The 17,605-nt window shown below is 71.4% G+C and carries 16 protein-coding genes; 3 read left to right on the top strand and 13 right to left on the bottom strand.

From position 1 onward, the window contains the following. Nucleotides 1-639: 639 nt before the first annotated feature. Nucleotides 640-1,968, bottom strand: a complete 1,329-nt coding sequence (locus tag QFZ71_RS24390; RefSeq protein WP_307670298.1) for a class I SAM-dependent RNA methyltransferase — start codon at nucleotides 1,966-1,968, stop codon at nucleotides 640-642. 301 nt (nucleotides 1,969-2,269) lie between these two features. After that, nucleotides 2,270-4,381, bottom strand: a complete 2,112-nt coding sequence (locus QFZ71_RS24385; protein ID WP_307670297.1) for an APC family permease — start codon at nucleotides 4,379-4,381, stop codon at nucleotides 2,270-2,272. Nucleotides 4,382-4,703: 322 nt separating this feature from the next. On the opposite strand from QFZ71_RS24385, the gene QFZ71_RS24380 reads away from it, so the two are divergent. Together QFZ71_RS24380 and QFZ71_RS24375 are read left to right on the top strand one after the other, a co-directional pair. Then, nucleotides 4,704-5,372 carry a TrkA family potassium uptake protein gene (locus QFZ71_RS24380; RefSeq protein ID WP_030114657.1) on the top strand — a complete coding sequence of 223 codons (669 nt, stop codon included), beginning with the start codon at nucleotides 4,704-4,706 and terminating at the stop codon, nucleotides 5,370-5,372. After that, on the top strand, nucleotides 5,372-6,061 hold the full coding sequence (locus QFZ71_RS24375) for a TrkA family potassium uptake protein (protein WP_307670296.1): 690 nt from the start codon (nucleotides 5,372-5,374) through the stop codon (nucleotides 6,059-6,061). Before QFZ71_RS24380 ends, QFZ71_RS24375 begins: the two co-directional genes overlap by 1 nt. A gap of 178 nt (nucleotides 6,062-6,239) precedes the next feature. On the opposite strand, the gene QFZ71_RS24370 is transcribed toward QFZ71_RS24375, so the two are convergent. The 8 genes from QFZ71_RS24370 to QFZ71_RS24335 form a co-directional block, all read right to left on the bottom strand. Then, a complete protein-coding gene (locus QFZ71_RS24370) occupies nucleotides 6,240-7,031 on the bottom strand; it encodes a DUF3159 domain-containing protein (protein ID WP_307670295.1) in 792 nt (263 codons plus the stop codon). A gap of 3 nt (nucleotides 7,032-7,034) precedes the next feature. Continuing rightward, nucleotides 7,035-7,460: an OB-fold nucleic acid binding domain-containing protein gene (locus QFZ71_RS24365; protein ID WP_307670294.1), complete on the bottom strand. Its 426-nt coding sequence runs from the start codon at nucleotides 7,458-7,460 to the stop codon at nucleotides 7,035-7,037. Nucleotides 7,461-7,675: 215 nt separating this feature from the next. Further along, nucleotides 7,676-8,371 (bottom strand): response regulator, encoded by a 696-nt coding sequence (locus QFZ71_RS24360; RefSeq protein ID WP_307670293.1) that lies wholly within the window; start codon nucleotides 8,369-8,371, stop codon nucleotides 7,676-7,678. Nucleotides 8,372-8,510: 139 nt separating this feature from the next. Continuing rightward, nucleotides 8,511-11,054, bottom strand: coding sequence for a sensor histidine kinase KdpD (locus tag QFZ71_RS24355; protein ID WP_307670292.1), 2,544 nt, complete (start codon nucleotides 11,052-11,054; stop codon nucleotides 8,511-8,513). Nucleotides 11,055-11,312: 258 nt separating this feature from the next. Beyond that, entirely contained in the window at nucleotides 11,313-12,047 is a 735-nt protein-coding gene (locus QFZ71_RS24350; protein WP_307670291.1) for an ABC transporter ATP-binding protein, read from the bottom strand. A gap of 171 nt (nucleotides 12,048-12,218) precedes the next feature. Then, on the bottom strand, nucleotides 12,219-12,992 hold the full coding sequence (locus QFZ71_RS24345; protein WP_307670290.1) for a DUF3710 domain-containing protein: 774 nt from the start codon (nucleotides 12,990-12,992) through the stop codon (nucleotides 12,219-12,221). Between the two features lies 1 nt (nucleotide 12,993). Next, nucleotides 12,994-13,524: a dUTP diphosphatase gene (gene dut / locus QFZ71_RS24340; protein WP_307670289.1), complete on the bottom strand. Its 531-nt coding sequence runs from the start codon at nucleotides 13,522-13,524 to the stop codon at nucleotides 12,994-12,996. Then, on the bottom strand, nucleotides 13,521-14,105 hold the full coding sequence (locus QFZ71_RS24335) for a PaaI family thioesterase (protein WP_307670288.1): 585 nt from the start codon (nucleotides 14,103-14,105) through the stop codon (nucleotides 13,521-13,523). Before QFZ71_RS24335 ends, dut begins: the two co-directional genes overlap by 4 nt. Before the next feature lie 58 nt (nucleotides 14,106-14,163). Between QFZ71_RS24335 and QFZ71_RS24330 the strand changes: the two genes are divergently transcribed. Beyond that, on the top strand, nucleotides 14,164-14,622 hold the full coding sequence (locus tag QFZ71_RS24330; RefSeq protein ID WP_307670287.1) for a DUF3093 domain-containing protein: 459 nt from the start codon (nucleotides 14,164-14,166) through the stop codon (nucleotides 14,620-14,622). Nucleotides 14,623-14,681: 59 nt separating this feature from the next. On the opposite strand, the gene QFZ71_RS24325 is transcribed toward QFZ71_RS24330, so the two are convergent. From QFZ71_RS24325 to QFZ71_RS24315, 3 genes are all read right to left on the bottom strand, one after another. Further along, nucleotides 14,682-15,644 carry a hypothetical protein gene (locus tag QFZ71_RS24325; protein ID WP_307670286.1) on the bottom strand — a complete coding sequence of 321 codons (963 nt, stop codon included), beginning with the start codon at nucleotides 15,642-15,644 and terminating at the stop codon, nucleotides 14,682-14,684. A 13-nt stretch (nucleotides 15,645-15,657) separates the two neighbouring features. After that, nucleotides 15,658-15,954 (bottom strand): DUF4193 domain-containing protein, encoded by a 297-nt coding sequence (locus tag QFZ71_RS24320; protein WP_003965732.1) that lies wholly within the window; start codon nucleotides 15,952-15,954, stop codon nucleotides 15,658-15,660. A 405-nt stretch (nucleotides 15,955-16,359) separates the two neighbouring features. After that, complete coding sequence (locus QFZ71_RS24315; protein ID WP_307670285.1) at nucleotides 16,360-17,601, bottom strand: cell wall metabolism sensor histidine kinase WalK; 1,242 nt, start codon at nucleotides 17,599-17,601, stop codon at nucleotides 16,360-16,362. Nucleotides 17,602-17,605: the final 4 nt, after the last annotated feature.

Here is a 17,605-nt window from a genome sequence, read left to right as displayed (position 1 = left end):
ATTCTCACCCAAACCCCTGTCTTCCGCAGAGTCCGCAACCAGCGGGCCAAGTTGCCTGCTGTAGCTGAGGGGCGGCAGCGGGACGGCGCGCGTGGAAGCCCAGTGCAGCCATCTACCTGTCAGCCAGCTTGCGGATGTTGGACGCGTCGGCCGGGACAGCGCTGATGTCGTGGTTCCCGAGCCGACGGCTGGCGGGGCGGAAAGATCTGTGTCAGCCAGTGGTGATGAATGCTCGGCTGCAACCCCAGTCCGACCTCACGACTTCCGACGTCAGGAAGCGGAAAGTGACACGCGCTCGGCAAACGATCAGTACATCGCCAATGGAGTGCAGCAGCGCCACAGCCGCCGGCCCATGCGGCTGCTGACACCAGGAGTCCCACACCGTGCGGGCGGACTCCTCCTCGTGCGGATACCCCGTCAGCACAGCCATGGCCGGAAAGGTGCGGCAGATTTAGCTTCCGCTGTGAGCGTCATCCGAGCGTCAAGATATTCCGGAGGAGATTCTGAGGACGTCGCCGCTGCACTCCAACCCCACGCAAATCCGCAGGTGAGATGGCCTGAAAGGGACATGCCGCCTACTCGACCCATCGCGCAGAGCGAAACAGGTCAAGCAACCCATCCAACCAGCAAAACAGCACGTCAGGCGCCCTTTGCTACCGGCTCCAAAATCGCCACGCACTCAACGTGCGAAGTCATCGGAAACAGGTCGAACGCCCGCAGCGTCCGTACCTTGTATCCGCCGTCCCGGAAGTACGCCAGGTCGCGGGCCAGGGCCGCCGGGTCGCAGGCCACGTAGGCGATCCTGCGGGCGCCCAGGGTCGACAGGTGCTGGACCACCTGCTTGCCCGCGCCCGCGCGGGGCGGGTCCAGGACGATCAGGTCGCACTCGGTGATGCCCGTGCGGGGCAGGACCTGGTCGACCTTGCCGTGTTCGATGCGGACGCGGTCGAGGTCCTTCAGGTTGTGGCGGGCGTCCTCCACCGCGCGCTTGCCGGACTCGATGCCGAGGACCGCGCCCTTCTCCCCGATGCGCTGGCCGATGGCTCCGGCGAACAGGCCGACGCCGCAGTAGAGGTCGAGGGCCGTGTCGTTCTTGCGGGGCAGCAGCCCCTGCATGACCGCGCGGACCAGGGTGTTGGCGGCCTGCGGGTGGACCTGCCAGAAGCCGCCGGAGCCGACGCGGTAGGTGCGGTCGTCGGCGCGCTCGCGGACGAAGGCGCGGCCGTGGACGCGGTGGACGCCGCCGTCCTTCTCGTCGACGCGGAGCACGGAGACCGGCTTGTCCAGCTCGACCAGCGGCAACCTGCCGCCGGGCTTCGGGGTGAGGATGACCTGGCGATCGTTCGAGCCGGTGGCGGTGATGGCCTCCACCGCGGCGATCTGCGGCCACTCGCGCTTCTCGACGCCCAGCTCGGAGACTCCGGGTGCCGCGATCAGGCAGCGGTCGACCGGCTCGACGTCGTGCGAGCGGTGCTTGCGCAGGCCCACCTTGCCGTCCGCGTCGACCGCGTACTGGACCCGGGTGCGCCAGGCCGGCACCTCGCCCGCGGGCAGCTTGTCGCCCTCCGCCGGCATGACCGTGCCGTCCCACCTGGCCTCCTCGGGGGTCAGCCCCGCCAGCCGCTGCAGCTGCTCGGCGATCACCTCGCCCTTCAGGCGGCGCTGCGCACCGGGCTTGGCATGCTGCCAGTCGCAGCCGCCGCACTTGCCGGGACCGGCGTACGGGCAGGGCGCCTCGACCCGGTCCTTGGACGGTTCGAGGATCCGTACCGCGTCGGCCCGCAGGAAGCGGGAGTCCGTGTCGCCCTCGGTGACCTTGGCGATGATCTTCTCGCCGGGGAGCGTGTGGCGCACGAAGAGGACCTGGTTCTCCGCGGTGCGGGCGATGCAGTGGCCACCGTGCGCCACCGGCCCGACCTCGACCTCGTACTCCTCCCCGACCAGCGACGACGTGGGTTCGTTCTGCATGAGGGGAGGCTCCTGGAGGAAGGGGGTGAACGGTCGGGCCCGAGGCCGGACGACAGCCCACCAGTCTACGCGGACGCGGTCGGACCGCTGACCACGTCGGCCGGCCCGTCCCGCCCGGCCTCCCACCCGCGCCCTCCGCTCAGCGCCCGGCATCCTCGCGCCCTGCATCCTCAGCACGGCAGTCGGCGCCCCCGGCCCGGACCCTGGTGGCCGGCGGGTGGGCCGCCTTCGCCCGGATCTGGTCTGTCCCTGTCCTCCCCCGGCCCCATTCACCCACCCGGGCCCGCACACACCAGCCCGCTCACCCCTTGCCGTTCTGCTCCTTGCCGTTCCGGCCCTTGCCGCTGTTCTGCTCCTTGCGGTGCGCGTCCTTCCGATGCGCGTCCTTGTGGCGGCGCTCCACCGGGCCCCGGCGGACCGAACCCGGAGCGCTCCAGTCCGCACGCCTGCGGGCCCGCTTCTTCGCCGCCTCGGAGGACTGGAGCTGGTACGGAACGGAGGTCACCATGACGCCCGGAGTGAAGAGCAGGCGGCCCTTGAGGCGCAGGGCGCTCTGGTTGTGCAGCAGGTGCTCGTACCAGTGGCCGACCACGTACTCGGGGATGTAGACGCTGATCACGTCGCGCGGGCTCTGGCGGCGCAGGCCCTTGACGTACTCGATGACCGGGCGGGTCACCTCGCGGTAGGGCGAGTCGAGGATCTTGAGGGGGACGTTGATGCCGCGTCGCTCCCAGTCCTCCCGCAGCGCCCGCGTCTCGTCCGGGTCGACGCTGATGGAGAGCGCCTCCAGATGGTCGGCGCGGACCAGCTGGGCGTAGGCGAGGGCGCGCAGCGTGGGGCGGTGGAGCTTGGAGACGAGGACGATGGCATGGACGCGGGAGGGGCGCGCGCTCTCGTCCGCGGGGGTCTCGTCGGCGGCGATCTCGGCGGCGACCCGGTCGTAGTGTTTCCGGATCGCGGTCATCGTGCCGTAGAAGATGACCATCCCGAGCAGCGCCACCCACGCGCCGTGGGTGAACTTGGTGGCGAGGACGATCACCAGGACCACACCGCAGAAGAACGCGCCGAAGGCGTTGATGGCGCGGGAGCGGACCATGTGGCGGCGCTTGGCCTGGTCCCGTTCGTCGGTCAGGAGTCGGTTCCAGTGCCGCACCATGCCGGTCTGGCTGAGCGTGAAGGACACGAACACCCCGACGATGTAGAGCTGGATCAGCTTCGTGGAGTCGGCTCCGTAGATCCAGACGAGCAGGATCGCCGCGCCGGCCAGGAGCACGATGCCGTTGGAGAAGGCGAGGCGGTCGCCGCGCGTGTGCAGCTGGCGCGGCAGGTAGCGGTCCTGGGCGAGGATCGAGCCGAGCAGCGGGAAGCCGTTGTACGCGGTGTTCGCGGCGAGGAACAGCACCAGGGCGGTGGCCGCCGCGAGAACCATGAAGAGGAACGAGCCGTGGCCGAAGACCGCCTCGGCGACCTGGGCGATGACCGGGTCCTGGGTGAAGTCCGCGCCGACCGGAACGCCGTCGCGGAGCAGGTCGGCCGCCGGGTTCTCGGCCATCTTGACGTCGGTGGCCAGGGCCAGGCCGATGATGCCGCAGAACATGGTGACGGCGAGCAGGCCCATCAGCGCCAGCGTGGTCGCGGCGTTACGGCTCTTCGGTTTGCGGAAGGCCGGTACCCCGTTGCTGATCGCCTCGACCCCCGTGAGGGCGGCGCAGCCGGAGGAGAAGGCCCGCAGGAGGAGGAAGAGAAGGGCGAAACCGGCCAGCCCCTGGTGTTCGGGCTTGATCTCCAACGCGGAGGTGGGGGCGTGCATCGCCTCCCCGAGGACCACCCCCCGGAAGCTGCCCCACAGGATCATGAGGAAGACGCCGGCCACGAAGAGATAGGTGGGGATGGCGAAGAGCTTTCCGGACTCCTTCACCCCCCGCAGATTCATCAGGGTGAGCAGGACGATGGCGCCGATGGCGCAGAGCGTCTTGTGCTCGATGACGAACGGGACCGCGGAACCCAGGTTCTCGACGCCGGAGGAGATCGACACGGCGACCGTGAGGACGTAGTCGACGAGCAGGGCGCTGGCGACGGTGAGCCCGGCCTTCGGGCCGAGGTTGGTGGTTGCGACCTCGTAGTCGCCGCCACCGCTCGGGTAGGCGCGGACGTTCTGGCGGTAGGAGGCGACGACCGTGAACATCAGGACGACGACGGCGACGGCGATCCACGGGCTGAAGTGGTACGCCGACACTCCCGCGATGGACAGCACGAGGAGGACTTCTCCTGGTGCGTACGCCACCGAGGACAGCGGGTCGGACGCGAAGACGGGGAGCGCGATGCGTTTGGGGAGAAGGGTCTCCCCGAGCTTGTCGCTGCGCAGCGCCCGGCCGATCAGAATCCGTTTGGGCAGGTCGGTCAGTTTGGACACGCTGAGGATCGTAAGCGGAGCCGACGGCCGAAACGCACGCCCTTTCGACGCGCCCCCGCAATCTCCTGCGGTCGGCCGAGAACGCCACACCATTCTTTAACGCGATCCTTGCACCCGTTCGTCCTTTTTTGCATTCCCTTTACCGATACCGGCGGTGATGGGGAGACGCGGATGAGGCTTCCCCTGCGCCGGAGCTTAAGCTCGACTCCGGGCCACACCGCGGGTGTGCGCTCCGTTGTTTGCCCAGCAAGCCGAGAGAGAAGTGTGAGCAGCGTGTTTTCGCAGGTCAGCCGGATGACCAGGACGGCGGGGTAGGCGCACAGTGCACATCGTCATCATGGGCTGCGGGCGCGTCGGAGCCGCCCTCGCACAGACCCTGGAACAGCAGGGGCACACCGTCGCGGTGATCGACCAGGACCCCACGGCGTTCCGTCGCCTCGGGTCCGGATTCGGCGGCCGCCGGGTCACCGGCGTCGGCTTCGACCAGGACACGCTCCGCGAGGCCGGTATCGAGGACGCCGGGGCGTTCGCCGCGGTCAGCAGCGGTGACAACTCCAACATCATCGCGGCCCGCGTGGCCCGCGAGATGTTCTCCATCGAGAACGTCGCGGCGCGGATCTACGATCCCCGGCGCGCCGAGGTCTACCAGCGCCTCGGCATCCCCACCGTGGCGACGGTGCGCTGGACGGCGGACCAGATGCTGCGGCGGCTGCTGCCCTCGGGCGCGGAGCCCCTGTGGCGTGACCCGAGCGGCGGGGTACAGCTCGCGGAGGTGCACACGACGCCGTCCTGGATCGGACACCGGATCAGCACGCTCCAGGAGGAGACGGGGGTCCGGGTGGCCTTCCTGACCCGGTTGGGCGAGGCCATACTGCCGACCTCGCAGACCGTCCTGCAGGAGGGCGACCTGGTCCACGTGATGATGCGTACGGACGAGATCGCCAAGGTCGAGGCGGCGTTCGCCCAGGGTCCCGAGGAGGACGGTCACTGATGCGTGTGTCGATTGCCGGGGCGGGCGCGGTGGGCCGTTCCATCGCCGCCGAGCTGCTGGAGAACGGGCACGAGGTGCTGCTGATCGACAAGGCGCCGACCGCCATCTCGGTGGAGCGGGTCCCGATGGCCGAGTGGCTGCTCGCGGACGCCTGTGAGATCACGTCGCTGGACGAGGCGGCGCTGCAGCGGTGCAACGTGGTGATCGCCGCGACCGGGGACGACAAGGTGAACCTGGTCGTCTCGCTGCTCGCCAAGACCGAGTACGGCGTGCCGCGTGTGGTGGCACGGGTGAACAACCCCAAGAACGAGTGGCTGTTCAACGAGTCGTGGGGCGTGGACGTCGCCGTCTCGACGCCGCGGCTGATGTCGGCCCTGGTCGAGGAGGCGGTGAGCGTCGGCGATCTGGTCCGGCTGCTGCGCTTCAGCCACGGCGACGCCAACCTGGTGGAGCTGACGCTGCCGCCGGAGTCGGCGCTGGCCGGCACCCGCGTCGGTGACGTCGCCTGGCCCGAGGACACCTCGCTGGTGACGATCATCCGGGGTACGCGGGTGCTGACGCCGAGCCCCGAGGAGACGCTGGAGGCCGGGGACGAGCTGCTGTTCGTGGCCGCCCAGGCGCGCGAGGAACAGCTGGAGGACCTGCTGTCGGTCCGGAACGGCCCGGAGTCGGGGTCGTCGGAGGGCTGACCTGCCGCCGGGGCCGTCGGAGAGGGTGGGCCGGCCGGAGTGTCGGCGGGCCGGTCCACCGGAGTCACGCGTGAGGGGCCCGGAACCGCTGAGCGGTTCCGGGCCCCTCACTCGTTCGCCGCTCCGGCCGGCCGGGGTACGGGGCGGGGCCGGGGAGGCGGATGTCCGGCTGTACGGGTCAGGCTTCCGGGTCGCGGACTGCGGCGGCGGCAGCGGCCTTGCGCTCCTTCTCGGCCTGTTCCTCGGCCTCCATCTCGGCGAAGACGTCGATGGGCGGCGGCGCCTTCGCAAGGAAGACCCAGGTGAGATAGACGGCGAGCAGGAACGGAGGGATCTTCAGCGCGATGAGCACCCAGCCGAACTGGGTGGTGTCGGCCCACCAGTACAGCGGGAAGAGGATCGCGCATTTGGCCAGCAGGATGAAGCCCCAGGCGTAACTGGCCTTGGTGTACGCCTTCTTCCGGCCCGGATTGCGGGTCCGCCAGGAGAGGTTCTCCTTGAAGACCGGGCCGAGGATCAGGCCGATCAGCGGCACCCCGGCGGCCGCGGTGGCGATGTAGGCGACCGCGAGGCCGAGGGTGTAGAGCATGCCCGGCAGATAGAAGTCCTTGGCGTTGCCCGTCATCATCGCGAAGACGACGCCGAAGGCCACCCCGAAGACACCGCTGAAAGCGTGCTTGACGGTGTCCCGGCGGATCAGCCGGACGGCGACGAGGGCCAGGGACACGGCCAGGGCCGCGATGGCCGAGATGTGCAGGTCCTTGTTGATGGTGAAGATCGTGACGAAGAGCAGTCCGGGGAGGACCGTCTCCACCATCCCGCGCACTCCGCCGAACGCCTCGAAGAGGGCGGCCTCGGTGACGGTCCGCGTCTCCGCGTCCTGCTGGGCGGCGTGCTTCCCGCCGGCGCGCTGCGGGTCGGTGCGGTGGGGCTGGTCCGTGTCGGACGTCGGCTTGTCGAGAGACGTCACCGGCTACTCCTTGCCGAGCGGTCGGAGTTCGTATGTGGGGTTGAACAGCACCCGGCGGCCGTGGCTCATGGCGACCCGCCCCGAGGCGATGATCCTGCGGCCGGGTTCTATCCCGACGATGGAGCGGCGGCCGAGCCAGACGACGTCCAGCGGCTCGGTGCCGTCGAAGAGCTCCGCCTCCAGGGCGGGCACTCCAGCACGGGGACGGAGGGTGACCGTCCGCAACGTACCAGCCACCTTCACGATCTGGCGGTCGGAGCACTCGGAGATCCGGGTGCATCCGGTGGCCTGCGCGTCCTCCCGCAGTTCCTCGGACTCCAGGTCCTCCTGGGAGCTGGAGAGCCGGTCGAGCATACGGCGGAAGCGGCCGGAAGGTCTCGCCGCCTTCCCGGACTTCCCGGCTTTCTCGGATCGGGGAACAGCACTCATACCCGAAGGGTACCGGTCCCGGGGCCGGTGCACGGAGGCGCGGGGCGACCACCCGAAAGAGTGACTCCGGACCACCTCGGCGGGTGCCCCCGAGGGCGTCGAAGTGACCGCGGGGGCGTCGGAGCGTGAAGCCGGGGCGGCGCGTCGGCGAGCGAGGCCGGGGGCGCGGGGCGGCGCGAGGTCGGGGGCGCGCGGCCGCGCTGCTTCGGGCTGCCTCAGACGCGTTCGAACCGGTATCCCATGCCCGGCTCGGTGACGAAGTGGCGGGGGTGCGAGGGGTCCGCCTCCAGCTTGCGGCGCAGCTGCGCCATGTAGACCCGCAGGTAGTTGGTCTCGGTGCCGTAGGAGGGGCCCCAGACCTCCTGGAGGAGCTGCTTCTGGCTGACCAGGCGGCCGCTGTTGCGGACGAGCACCTCCAGCAGGTGCCATTCGGTGGGGGTGAGGCGTACGTCCCTGCCGCCCCGGTGCACCTTCTTCGCCGCGAGGTCGACGGTGAAGCCGGCCGTCTCGACGACGGCGATGTCCTCGGCGCCGTTCTCCTGGCCGACCGGTTCCGCCCGGCGCACCGAGGCGCGCAGCCGGGCCAGCAGCTCGTCCATGCCGAACGGCTTGGTGACGTAGTCGTCCGCCCCGGCGTCCAGCGCCTCCACCTTCTCGTCGGAGGTGTGGCGGGCGGAGAGGACCAGGATCGGGACGCGGGTCCAGCCGCGCAGCCCCTTGATCACCTCGACCCCGTCCATGTCGGGCAGCCCGAGGTCGAGGAGGACGACGTCGGGGTGGCGGGCGGCGGCGAGCTGGAGGGCGGTCGCCCCGTCGGGCGCGGCGTCGACCTCGTACCGCCGGGCCTTCAGGTTGATCACGAGGGCGCGGACGATCTGCGGCTCGTCGTCGACCACAAGCACCCTGGTCATCGTGGACCTGCCTTTCTGCTGCACGGGGAGGGAGCAAGAGCTCTGCTGTACGGGGAGGGTCTGCTGTACGGGGCGGAGGAAGGAAGCGCGGGGCTGCGGGCGGGGTGCGACCCGAGGCGGCCGGGTCCGGCGGGGCGGGTCACGAGGTCACCCGGACCGGCAGCTCGTCGTCGGCCCGGTCGCCGCCCGCCGCCGCGGCGAGGGTGAGGACCATGGTCAGGCCGCCGCCCGGAGTGTCCTCGGCGTCGAGCGTGCCGCCCATGGCCTCGGCGAAGCCCCGCGAAACGGCGAGGCCGAGGCCCACTCCGGAGCCGCGCGGGGCGTCCCCGTACCGCTGGAAGGGTTCGAAGATCCGGTCCTTGGCCTCGTCGGGGACGCCCCGGCCGCGGTCCACCACCCGTAGTTCGACCCGGCTGCCGAGGGCGCTGGCGGCCACCGCGACGGGCTCCCGGCCGGGGTTGTACTTGACAGCGTTCTCGACGATGTTGGCGACGACCCGCTCCAGGAGGCCGGGGTCGACGGCCACCATCGGCAGCGTCTCGGGGATGTCCAGTTCGACGCTGCCGTCGGGGACTCCGCCGAGCGCCATCGGGACCACCTCGTCGAGGTCGATCTCGCGGATCAGGGGCGTCACGGTGCCGGTCTGGAGGCGGGACATGTCGAGCAGGTTGCCGACGAGGTGGTCGAGCCGGTCGGCGCCGTCCTCGATGCCTTCCAGCAGCTCCGCCTCGTCCTCGTCGGACCAGGCCACGTCGTCGGAGCGCAGCGAGCTGACGGCGGCCTTGATGGCGGCCAGCGGGGTGCGCAGGTCGTGGCTGACGGCGGCGAGCAGGGCGGTCCTGATCCGGTTGCCCTCGGCGAGCCTGCGGGCCCGCTCGGCCTCCCCGACCAGACGCCGGCGGTCCAGGACGACGGCGGCCTGGGCGGCGAACGCGCCGAGCACCCGGCGGTCCTCGGCGGGCAGCACCCGGCCGGAGAGCGCGAGCGCCAGGTTGTCGCCGACCGGCATGTCCACGTCGGCATCGTCGGGGCGGGAGACCGGGGCCGGTCCGACGGAGCCGGCGCAGGTCCACGGTTCCACGTCGCTGCTGCGCTCCAGCAGGGCGACGGACTCCATGGCGAAGGTCTCCCGGACCCGCTCCAGCAGCGCGTCCAGGGCGGTCTCGCCGCGCAGCACGCTGCCGGCGAGGAAGGAGAGGATCTCCGACTCGGCGCGCAGCCGGGCGGCCTGGTGGGTGCGCCGGGCCGCGAGGTCCACCACGGAGGAGACGGCGACCGCCACCGCGAAGAAGATCCCGATGGCGACCAGGTTCTCCGGGTCCTGCACGGTCCAGGTGTGGGTGGGCGGGGTGAACCAGTAGTTCAGGAGCATGCAGCCGACGGCGGCCGAGGCCAGTGCGGGTCTCAGCCCGCCGAGCAGGGCGGCGGCGACCGTCAGGAAGAGGAAGAGCAGGACGTCGTTGGCGAGGCCGGGGGCGTCCTCCATGCTCCGCAGCACCACCGCGAGCAGGACGGGACCGACGACGCCGACGAGCCAGCCCCAGATGATGCGGGCCCGGCCGAGCCGGGCACCGCGGGCGATCGGCAGGCCGCGGCCCTTGGCGACCTCCTCGTGGGTGACGATGTGGACGTCGAGATCGGGGCCCGACTCGCGGGCGACGGTGGCGCCGACGCCGGGGCCGTAGACGTACTGCCAGGTCTTGCGGCGGCTGGAGCCCAGCACGATCTGGGTGGCGTTGACACCGCGGGCGAACTCCAGCAGAGCGGCGGGTATGTCGTCGCCGATGACGTGGTGGAAGCTGCCGCCCAGGTCCTCGACCAGGGTGCGCTGGACGGTCAGCTCCTTCGGGGACGCGGAGGTCAGTCCGTCGCTGCGGGCGATGTAGACGGCGAGGATCTCGCAGCCGGAGCCCTTGGCCGCCATCCGGGCGGCGCGGCGGATGAGGGTGCGGCCCTCGGGCCCGCCGGTCAGCCCGACGACGATGCGTTCGCGGGCCTGCCAGGTGGTGCGGATGTTGTGCTCGCCCCGGTACTGCTGGAGGTACTCGTCGACCCGGTCCGCGACCCACAGGAGGGCCAGCTCGCGCAGGGCGGTGAGGTTGCCGGGGCGGAAGTAGTTCGAGAGGGCGGCGTCCATCTTGTCGGGCTGGTAGATGTTGCCGTGGGCCATCCGGCGGCGCAGCGCCTGGGGCGACATGTCGACCAGTTCGATCTGGTCGGCCCGGCGGACCACCTCGTCGGGGACGGTCTCGCGCTGCCGGACGCCGGTGATCGACTCGACGACGTCGCCGAGCGATTCCAGGTGCTGGATGTTGACCGTGGATATGACGTCGATCCCGGCCTTCAGGAGCTCTTCGACGTCCTGCCAGCGTTTGGCGTTGCGGGAGCCGGGGACGTTGGTGTGGGCCAGCTCGTCGACCAGGGCGACGGCGGGGGCGCGCTCCAGGACGGCGTCGACGTCCATCTCGGTGAAAGCGGCCGAGCGGTAGCTGATCTCGCTGCGCCGGACCTGCTCCAGACCGTGCAGCAGCACCTCGGTGCGCGGGCGGTCGTGGTGCTCCACGAAGGCCACCACGCAGTCGGTGCCGCGCTCGACCCTGCGATGCGCCTCGGACAGCATCGCGTACGTCTTGCCGACGCCCGGTGCCGCGCCCAGGTAGATCCGGAGTGTGCCGCGTCCCATGGCCCCATTGTCTTCTTCCGTCCGGCCCCGTCGTCCCGGCGGCCGGTGGCGCGCCCGGTGCGGCTGCCGCCTTCGACGCTACTCCGCCGGGGCCGGTGATTCGGCGCCGGGAGCCCCGGCGGGGGGTGTATTGACGGAACTCTGATGCCCACCGGGCGCGGGAAGGGGCAGGTCACCGGGGGTATGGGGTGGGTGGGCGGAGGGGGCCGGCCGTCCGTCGCGGGCGCAGGGGCCGTCGCCGGCTCGGCCGTGCTCGGCTCAGCCCTGCTCGACGATACGGCCGTCGCTCAGCTCCAGGACCCGGTCGGCCAGGCCCAGCAGCTGGGGGTCGTGGGTGGCGACGAGGGCGGTGACGTTCTCGCTGCGGACGACCGCGCGGAGCAGCTCCATCACGGCGAGCCCGGTCTCGGCGTCGAGCTGCCCGGTGGGCTCGTCGGCGATCAGGAGAGCGGGGCGGTTGGCGAGGGCGCGGGCGATGGCGACGCGCTGCTGCTGGCCGCCGGAGAGCTCGCCGGGACGCTGTTCCGCGTGGTCGGCGAGGCCGACGAGGGAGAGCAGCAGGGCGACCCGCTCGTCGCGTTCGGCCGGGTCGGCCTTGCGCAGCCGCAGGGGTACGCCGACGTTCTCGGCGGCCGTGAGGATCGGGATGAGGCCGAAGGACTGGAAGATGAAGCCGACCCGGTCGCGGCGCAGCTCCAGCAGGCCCTTCTCGCCGAGGCCGGCCAGCTCCGTGCCGTCGACGGTGATCCGGCCGCCGTCCGGGGTGTCCAGGCCGCCGACCAGGTTGAGCAGCGTGGTCTTGCCGGAGCCGGAGCGGCCCTTGAGCGCGACCAGCTCACCGCGCGGGATCTCGAACGAGACGCCGCGCAGCGCGTGCACGGCCCCCGCCCCGCTCCCGTACGAGCGGTGCAGGTCCTCGACCTCGACCATGACCGTGCGGGCGGGGCCCTCGGCCAGGGCCGTGCCGGACTGCCCGCTGGTGCTCTCGGTCATGCTGCTCCCCCGTCGTACGTACGTGGTCTGCGTCGTCGCAAGTATGTGCGTACGGCACGCGGCCGGGCAATGGGATGCGGGGCGGCGGTCCGGAGGCGGAAAGGCCGGTGGGCCGCACCCGGGGCGAGGGTGCGGCCCACCGGCCGTGGCCGCGCGGGGCGGCCGGGTGTTCTAGCGGACCTCGGTGATCTCGGGCCCGCGCTGGAGCTGGCCCATGCCGCCGGAGAACTTCGAGCCCTCCTGCTCCTCCTGCTGAACGCCCTCGGGCACCATCTGGGCGTCGTCGGGGAGCTTGAGGACGATCGGGTCGCGGGGGGCCATCGGGCCCTCGCCCCGGACGACCACGGTGTCCCGGAAGATCGTCTCCAGCAGCCCGGCGGCCTGCGGCTGGACGGCGCCCTGGCCGGAGATCACTCCGCGCAGGAACCAGCGGGGTCCGTCGACGCCGACGAAGCGCACGAGCTGCACCCCGCCCGTGCCGTCCGGAAGCTGGACGGGGACCTGCGCGCGCAGCTCCCAGCCCAGCGGGCCCTCGACCTCGTCGATGACCCCGCCCTGCTGGGTGATGCCCGAGGCGATCTCGTCGCGGACCTCGCCCCAGATGCCCTCCTTCTTGGGGGCGGCGAACGCCTGCAGCTGGATCGCGCTGTCGCGCAGCACCACGGTGGCGGCGACGATCGCGTCCCCGGCCACCTCGACGCGCAGCTCCATGCCTTCGACTCCGGGCACGAAGATGCCGCCCAGGTCGACCCGGCCCTCGCCGGGCTGGGTGACCTCGGAGCTGTCCCAGGGCCCGTCCGGCCGGGGGGCCGGCGGGAGGTTCATCCGGCGGGCGCCGGTGTCGGCCCCGTCGGATGCGCCCGACTCGTCGGCGACCTGCTCGGCCTCGCGCACCTCGTCCGCCGCGTCCTCGGCGGAACCACTCTTCTTGCGACGTCCGAACACGTCACTGTCCTTCCCGGTCGGATACGACCGAAGCGTAGCTGTTCCCACCGTGGGTGATCCCGCCCTCGGCGCCGTCCACCGACGCATGGCCGCCGGTGGACCCGAAGCCCCCTTCGGCCCGCGCCGAGCCGGGAAGTTCCGCCACCTCGTGGAAGCGCACCTTCTCGACCTGCTGGACAACCAGTTGGGCAATCCGGTCGAACCGTTCGAATCGCACGCTCTCGCGCGGATCGAGGTTGACCACGATCACCTTGATCTCCCCACGGTACCCGGCGTCAACCGTCCCCGGGGCATTCACGAGGGCCACTCCGCAGCGGGCCGCGAGGCCCGAGCGGGGGTGCACGAACGCGGCGTACCCGTCGGGCAGGGCGATCGAGACGCCGGTGGGGAGCACCGCGCGCTCACCGGGGGCGAGTTCGGCGGCCTCGGTGGTGACCAGGTCGGCCCCGGCGTCGCCCGGGTGCCCGTACGCCGGAATCGGCACCTCCGGGTCGAGGAGGCGGATCAGTACGTCGACGGGGGCGCGGGTCACGGGTTCACCTCGAACGCGCGGGCCCGGCGGACCTGGTCCGGGTCGGCCATGGCCGCCCGGATCTCGGCGGGACGGCCGTTGTCGATGAAGTGGTCGACCTTGACCTCGATGAAGAGGGCGTCGGCGCGGACCGCGACGGGGCCCTCGGGGCCGCCGATCCGGCCGGTGGCGGTGGAGTAGATCTTCCGGCCGTGCACGGCGGTGATCCGGGCGTCGAGGTGCAGCACGGTGTCCACGGGGACGGGGCGGACGAAGTCGGTCTCCAGCCGTCCGGTCACCGCGATCGTGCGCAGCAGCCAGTTCAGCGAGCCGAGGGTCTCGTCCAGCGCCGTGGCGAGCACGCCGCCGTGCGCGAGGCCGGGGGCGCCCTGGTGGGCGGGCTGCACGGTGAACTCGGCGGTGACGCTCACGCCTTCACCGGCCCGCGCCATCAGGTGCAGTCCGTGCGGCTGTCCCCCGCCGCAGCCGAAGCAGTGTTCGTAGTGCGCCCCGAGGAGCTCGCCGGGGGCGGGCGCGTCGGGGTGCCGGACCGGCGCGACGGCGTCGGCCGGAGGTGTCAGAGCTGCTGATGTTCCACTCACAGGCGCAGACCTTACCCGCGCGGCGGTCCACCGGTCCCGCCGTGCCAAGCTTGGTGCCATGCAGCCTTCCGCACCGCCCTTCGACGAACGTCTCACCGCGCCCCGTTCCTGGTGGTTCATCGCCTTCGGGGTCGGTATCGCCTGCGCTCTGATGCTGCTGCCGCTGGGCACCCTGCCGATGCTCGCCGGGCTGGTGGGCGGCGGCGCGGCGGCGGCGGTCGCGGTGAGCGGCTACGGCTCCGCCCGGATCCGGGTGGTGGCGGGGGCGCTGGTCGCCGGGGACGCCCGGATTCCGCTGTCGGCGCTCGGCGAGGCCGAGGTGCTGGACGCGGAGGAGGCGCGGGCCTGGCGCACGCACAAGGCGGACGCGCGGGCGTTCATGCTGCTGCGCGGCTATGTGGATACGGCGGTGCGGGTGGAGGTCACGGACCCGCAGGACCCGACTCCGTACGTCTACCTCTCCACCCGTGACCCGCGGGGCCTGGCGGCCGCGCTGGGCGCGGTCCCGACCGCCTGAACGGACATCGCGGGGTCTGCGGGCCCGGACACGGGCCCGCCCGCTCGCCGGAGGTCCCCTCAGGGGCCCTCGATCTCCTTGGGCAGTTCGGCCGGGTCCGGAGGCTGTTCCAGCGGGGGCAGTGCGGGCAGCCGGTCCCAGGGGACCTGGTGCTTGCGCAGGTCGCTCCTGATCCGGTCGGCGAGCTTGCGGGTGTCGCGCCGGTTCATCGTGGCGCCCACGGCGGCGCCGATCATGAACGGGATCAGGTTCGGCAGATTGCGCGCCATGCGCTTCATGATCTGCTGGCGCAGCTCGCGTTTCATCTGGCCGCCGAGAGCGGCGTTGAGGGTGGTGGGCCGACCGACGTCGATGCCGCGCTCCTCCGTCCACGACGTCAGGTACGCGCTGCTGCGCTGGCCGAGATTGCCGGGTGGACGGCGGCCGTAGACCTCGTGGAGCTCGGCGACGAGCTTCATCTCTATGGCGGCGACGCCGGTCACCTCGGCGGCCAGCTCGGCGAGCATGGCCGGCGGTACGGGCATCATGGCGGCGGCCCCGATGCCTGCGCCGACGGTCGCGGTGCCCCGGCAGGCTCCCGTGACCAGCTTGTCGGCCAGCTCCTCGGGGCCCAGTCCGGGGAACTGCCTCCGCAGGGTGGCGAGGTCGCGCACGGGCACCCGCGGGGCTGTGTCGATGATGCGGTCGGCCAGCTGTGCGGCCAGTGCCTTCGCGCTCTCCCCGCCCTTGCGTACACCCCGTTTCACGCCGTCCAGGCGGCCCCCGGTCGTGGGCTCCGCCCGGTCCTGCCGGTCGTGCTCTGCGGGCCGGTCCGGCAGCGAGGCCGCCCCGGCCACCTCGAGCGAGGCCGAACGGCCCCGCTCGTCGTCGGAACCGCCGGAGCGATCCGGCGGGGTGGCGGACCGCTCGGCGGACGCGTGAGCGCCTCCTGCCGGGACTGTCCCGCCCGTACCGTCCTGCTGTGCCTGCTGGCCGTGCCGGCGCCAGGGGCGCCGCTTCCGGAACGGTGTCTCGCCTGCCACGGCCGACCCGACCTCAGTCGCAGTCGCGGCAGATGGGCTGACCGTTCTTCTCGCGGGCCAGCTGGCTGCGGTGGTGCACCAGGAAGCAGCTCATGCAGGTGAACTCATCGGCCTGCTTGGGCAGCACCCGGACGGCCAGCTCCTCGTTGGAGAGGTCCGCGCCGGGCAGCTCCAGGCCCTCGGCGGCGTCGAACTCGTCGACGTCGACGGCGGACGCCGTCTTGTCGCTTCGGCGCGCCTTGAGCTCTTCGAGACTGTCCTGGTCGACGTCGTCGTCGGTCTTGCGTGGGGTGTCGTAATCCGTTGCCATGTCGCTCTCCCCCTCTTGGGTTCATACGGGTGTCTCAGCGCACGTAACGCGTGAGAGGCCGGACTTGTGCCCGACCTGAGGCGGAGATTTTGCCTCACATCAAGGTCTGTTACTCAATCGACACCCGACCGGCCGCCTCGGCGAGGCTCGGCTTGGGTGGCGATGGGGACCGTACACGGTCCCGTCCATGCAGTTCACGGGTGCCACCCCGTGTACTTCCCGTGATAACGATCCCCGAAAACCCGGACGTTTACCGGCTTTTTGACAGACTCGTCGTCACCGTGCGTAGATGGCCGAAAAATCGCCCGTGTGATCGATCACACACGGATCATCCGGAGACGGGTCACGAAAATTCCGCCCAAAGCGAACGTGGAGATGCGGTGCGGAGTCACGACGCGCAGCTTCTCAGACCGGCAGAGTGACGCGCATCACGAGGCCCCCGCCCTCGCGGGGCTCCGCGATGATACGGCCTCCATGGGCCCGCGCGACGGACCGCGCGATCGACAGGCCGAGCCCGACACCCTTGTCGCTGCCCGTGCGCTCCGTACGCAGCCGCCGGAAGGGTTCGAAAAGGTTGTCGATCTCGTACGCCGGAACCACCGGGCCGCTGTTGGAGACGGTCAGCAGGGCCTGCCCGTGCCGGACCTCCGTGGTGACCTCCACCCAGCCGTCCTCGGGCACGTTGTAGCGCACGGCGTTCTGCACGAGGTTCAGCGCGATCCGCTCCAGCAGGACCCCGTTGCCCTGGACCACGGCCGATTCCCGCTCACCGCGGATCTCCACCTTCCTGTCCGTCGCCTCCGTCCGTGTCTGATCGATGGCGCGCTCGGCGACCTCCGCCAGGTCGACCGGCTTGCGCTCGATGATCTGGTTGTCGCTGCGGGCCAGCAGCAACAGGCCCTCGACCAGCTGCTCGCTTCGCTCGTTGGTGGCCAGCAGGGTCTTGCCGAGCTGCTGGAGCTCCGGCGGGGCCTCGGGGTCGGAGAGCTGGACCTCCAGCAGGGTGCGGTTGATCGCCAGCGGGGTGCGCAGCTCGTGCGAGGCGTTGCCGACGAACCGCTGCTGTGCGGTGAACGCCCGCTCCAGCCGGTCCAGCATGTCGTCGAAGGTGTCCGCCAGCTCCTTGAGCTCGTCGTCCGGGCCGTCCAGCTCGATCCGCCGGGTGAGGTCCGTACCGGCCACCCGGCGGGCGGTACGGGTGATCCGGCCGAGCGGGGACAGGACGCGTCCGGCCATGGCGTACCCGAAGGCGAAGGCGATGACGCTGAGGCCGACCAGGGCGAGGAGCGAACGGTTGAGCAGGGTGTCCAGGGCGTGGCGGCGCTGGGCGGCCGTGCACGCCTTGATCGTCTCGTTCACCTGGTCGATGTTGGTCGCGGAGGCGAGCTGCGGGCAGGCGTCGCTGGCGATCAGCACATTGGTGCCGCCGACCTTGAGCTCCAGGCTCCCCGCGTCGTGCAGGGCCTGCGCCGCCAGCATGTAGATGATCGACAGCAGCACGATGCCCGCGATCAGGAACATCCCGCCGTAGAGCAGGGTGAGGCGTATGCGGATGGTCGGGCGCAGCCAGGGGTAGGGGGGCTCCTGCTGCTTGGGCTCCCAGGTGGGTTTCGGAGGCGCCGCGGGCACGTCCGGGGTGGTGGCCATGGTC

The organism is Streptomyces sp. V2I9, assembly GCF_030817475.1.
In the GTDB taxonomy this organism is placed as follows: Bacteria; Actinomycetota; Actinomycetes; order Streptomycetales; family Streptomycetaceae; genus Streptomyces.
This window is presented reverse-complemented; position numbering and strand designations above follow the sequence as displayed.

Excerpts from the sequence above, each read along its gene's own strand:
- QFZ71_RS24390 (WP_307670298.1), bottom strand. The coding sequence starts at position 1,968 with ATGCAGAACGAACCCACGTCGTCGCTGGTCGGGGAGGAGTACGAGGTC.
- QFZ71_RS24330 (WP_307670287.1), top strand. The coding sequence starts at position 14,164 with ATGCAGCCTTCCGCACCGCCCTTCGACGAACGTCTCACCGCGCCCCGT.
- QFZ71_RS24315 (WP_307670285.1), bottom strand. The coding sequence starts at position 17,601 with ATGGCCACCACCCCGGACGTGCCCGCGGCGCCTCCGAAACCCACCTGG.
- QFZ71_RS24320 (WP_003965732.1), bottom strand. The coding sequence starts at position 15,954 with ATGGCAACGGATTACGACACCCCACGCAAGACCGACGACGACGTCGAC.
- QFZ71_RS24365 (WP_307670294.1), bottom strand. The coding sequence starts at position 7,460 with ATGAGTGCTGTTCCCCGATCCGAGAAAGCCGGGAAGTCCGGGAAGGCG.
- QFZ71_RS24360 (WP_307670293.1), bottom strand. The coding sequence starts at position 8,371 with ATGACCAGGGTGCTTGTGGTCGACGACGAGCCGCAGATCGTCCGCGCC.
- QFZ71_RS24375 (WP_307670296.1), top strand. The coding sequence starts at position 5,372 with ATGCGTGTGTCGATTGCCGGGGCGGGCGCGGTGGGCCGTTCCATCGCC.
- QFZ71_RS24355 (WP_307670292.1), bottom strand. The coding sequence starts at position 11,054 with ATGGGACGCGGCACACTCCGGATCTACCTGGGCGCGGCACCGGGCGTC.
- QFZ71_RS24350 (WP_307670291.1), bottom strand. The coding sequence starts at position 12,047 with ATGACCGAGAGCACCAGCGGGCAGTCCGGCACGGCCCTGGCCGAGGGC.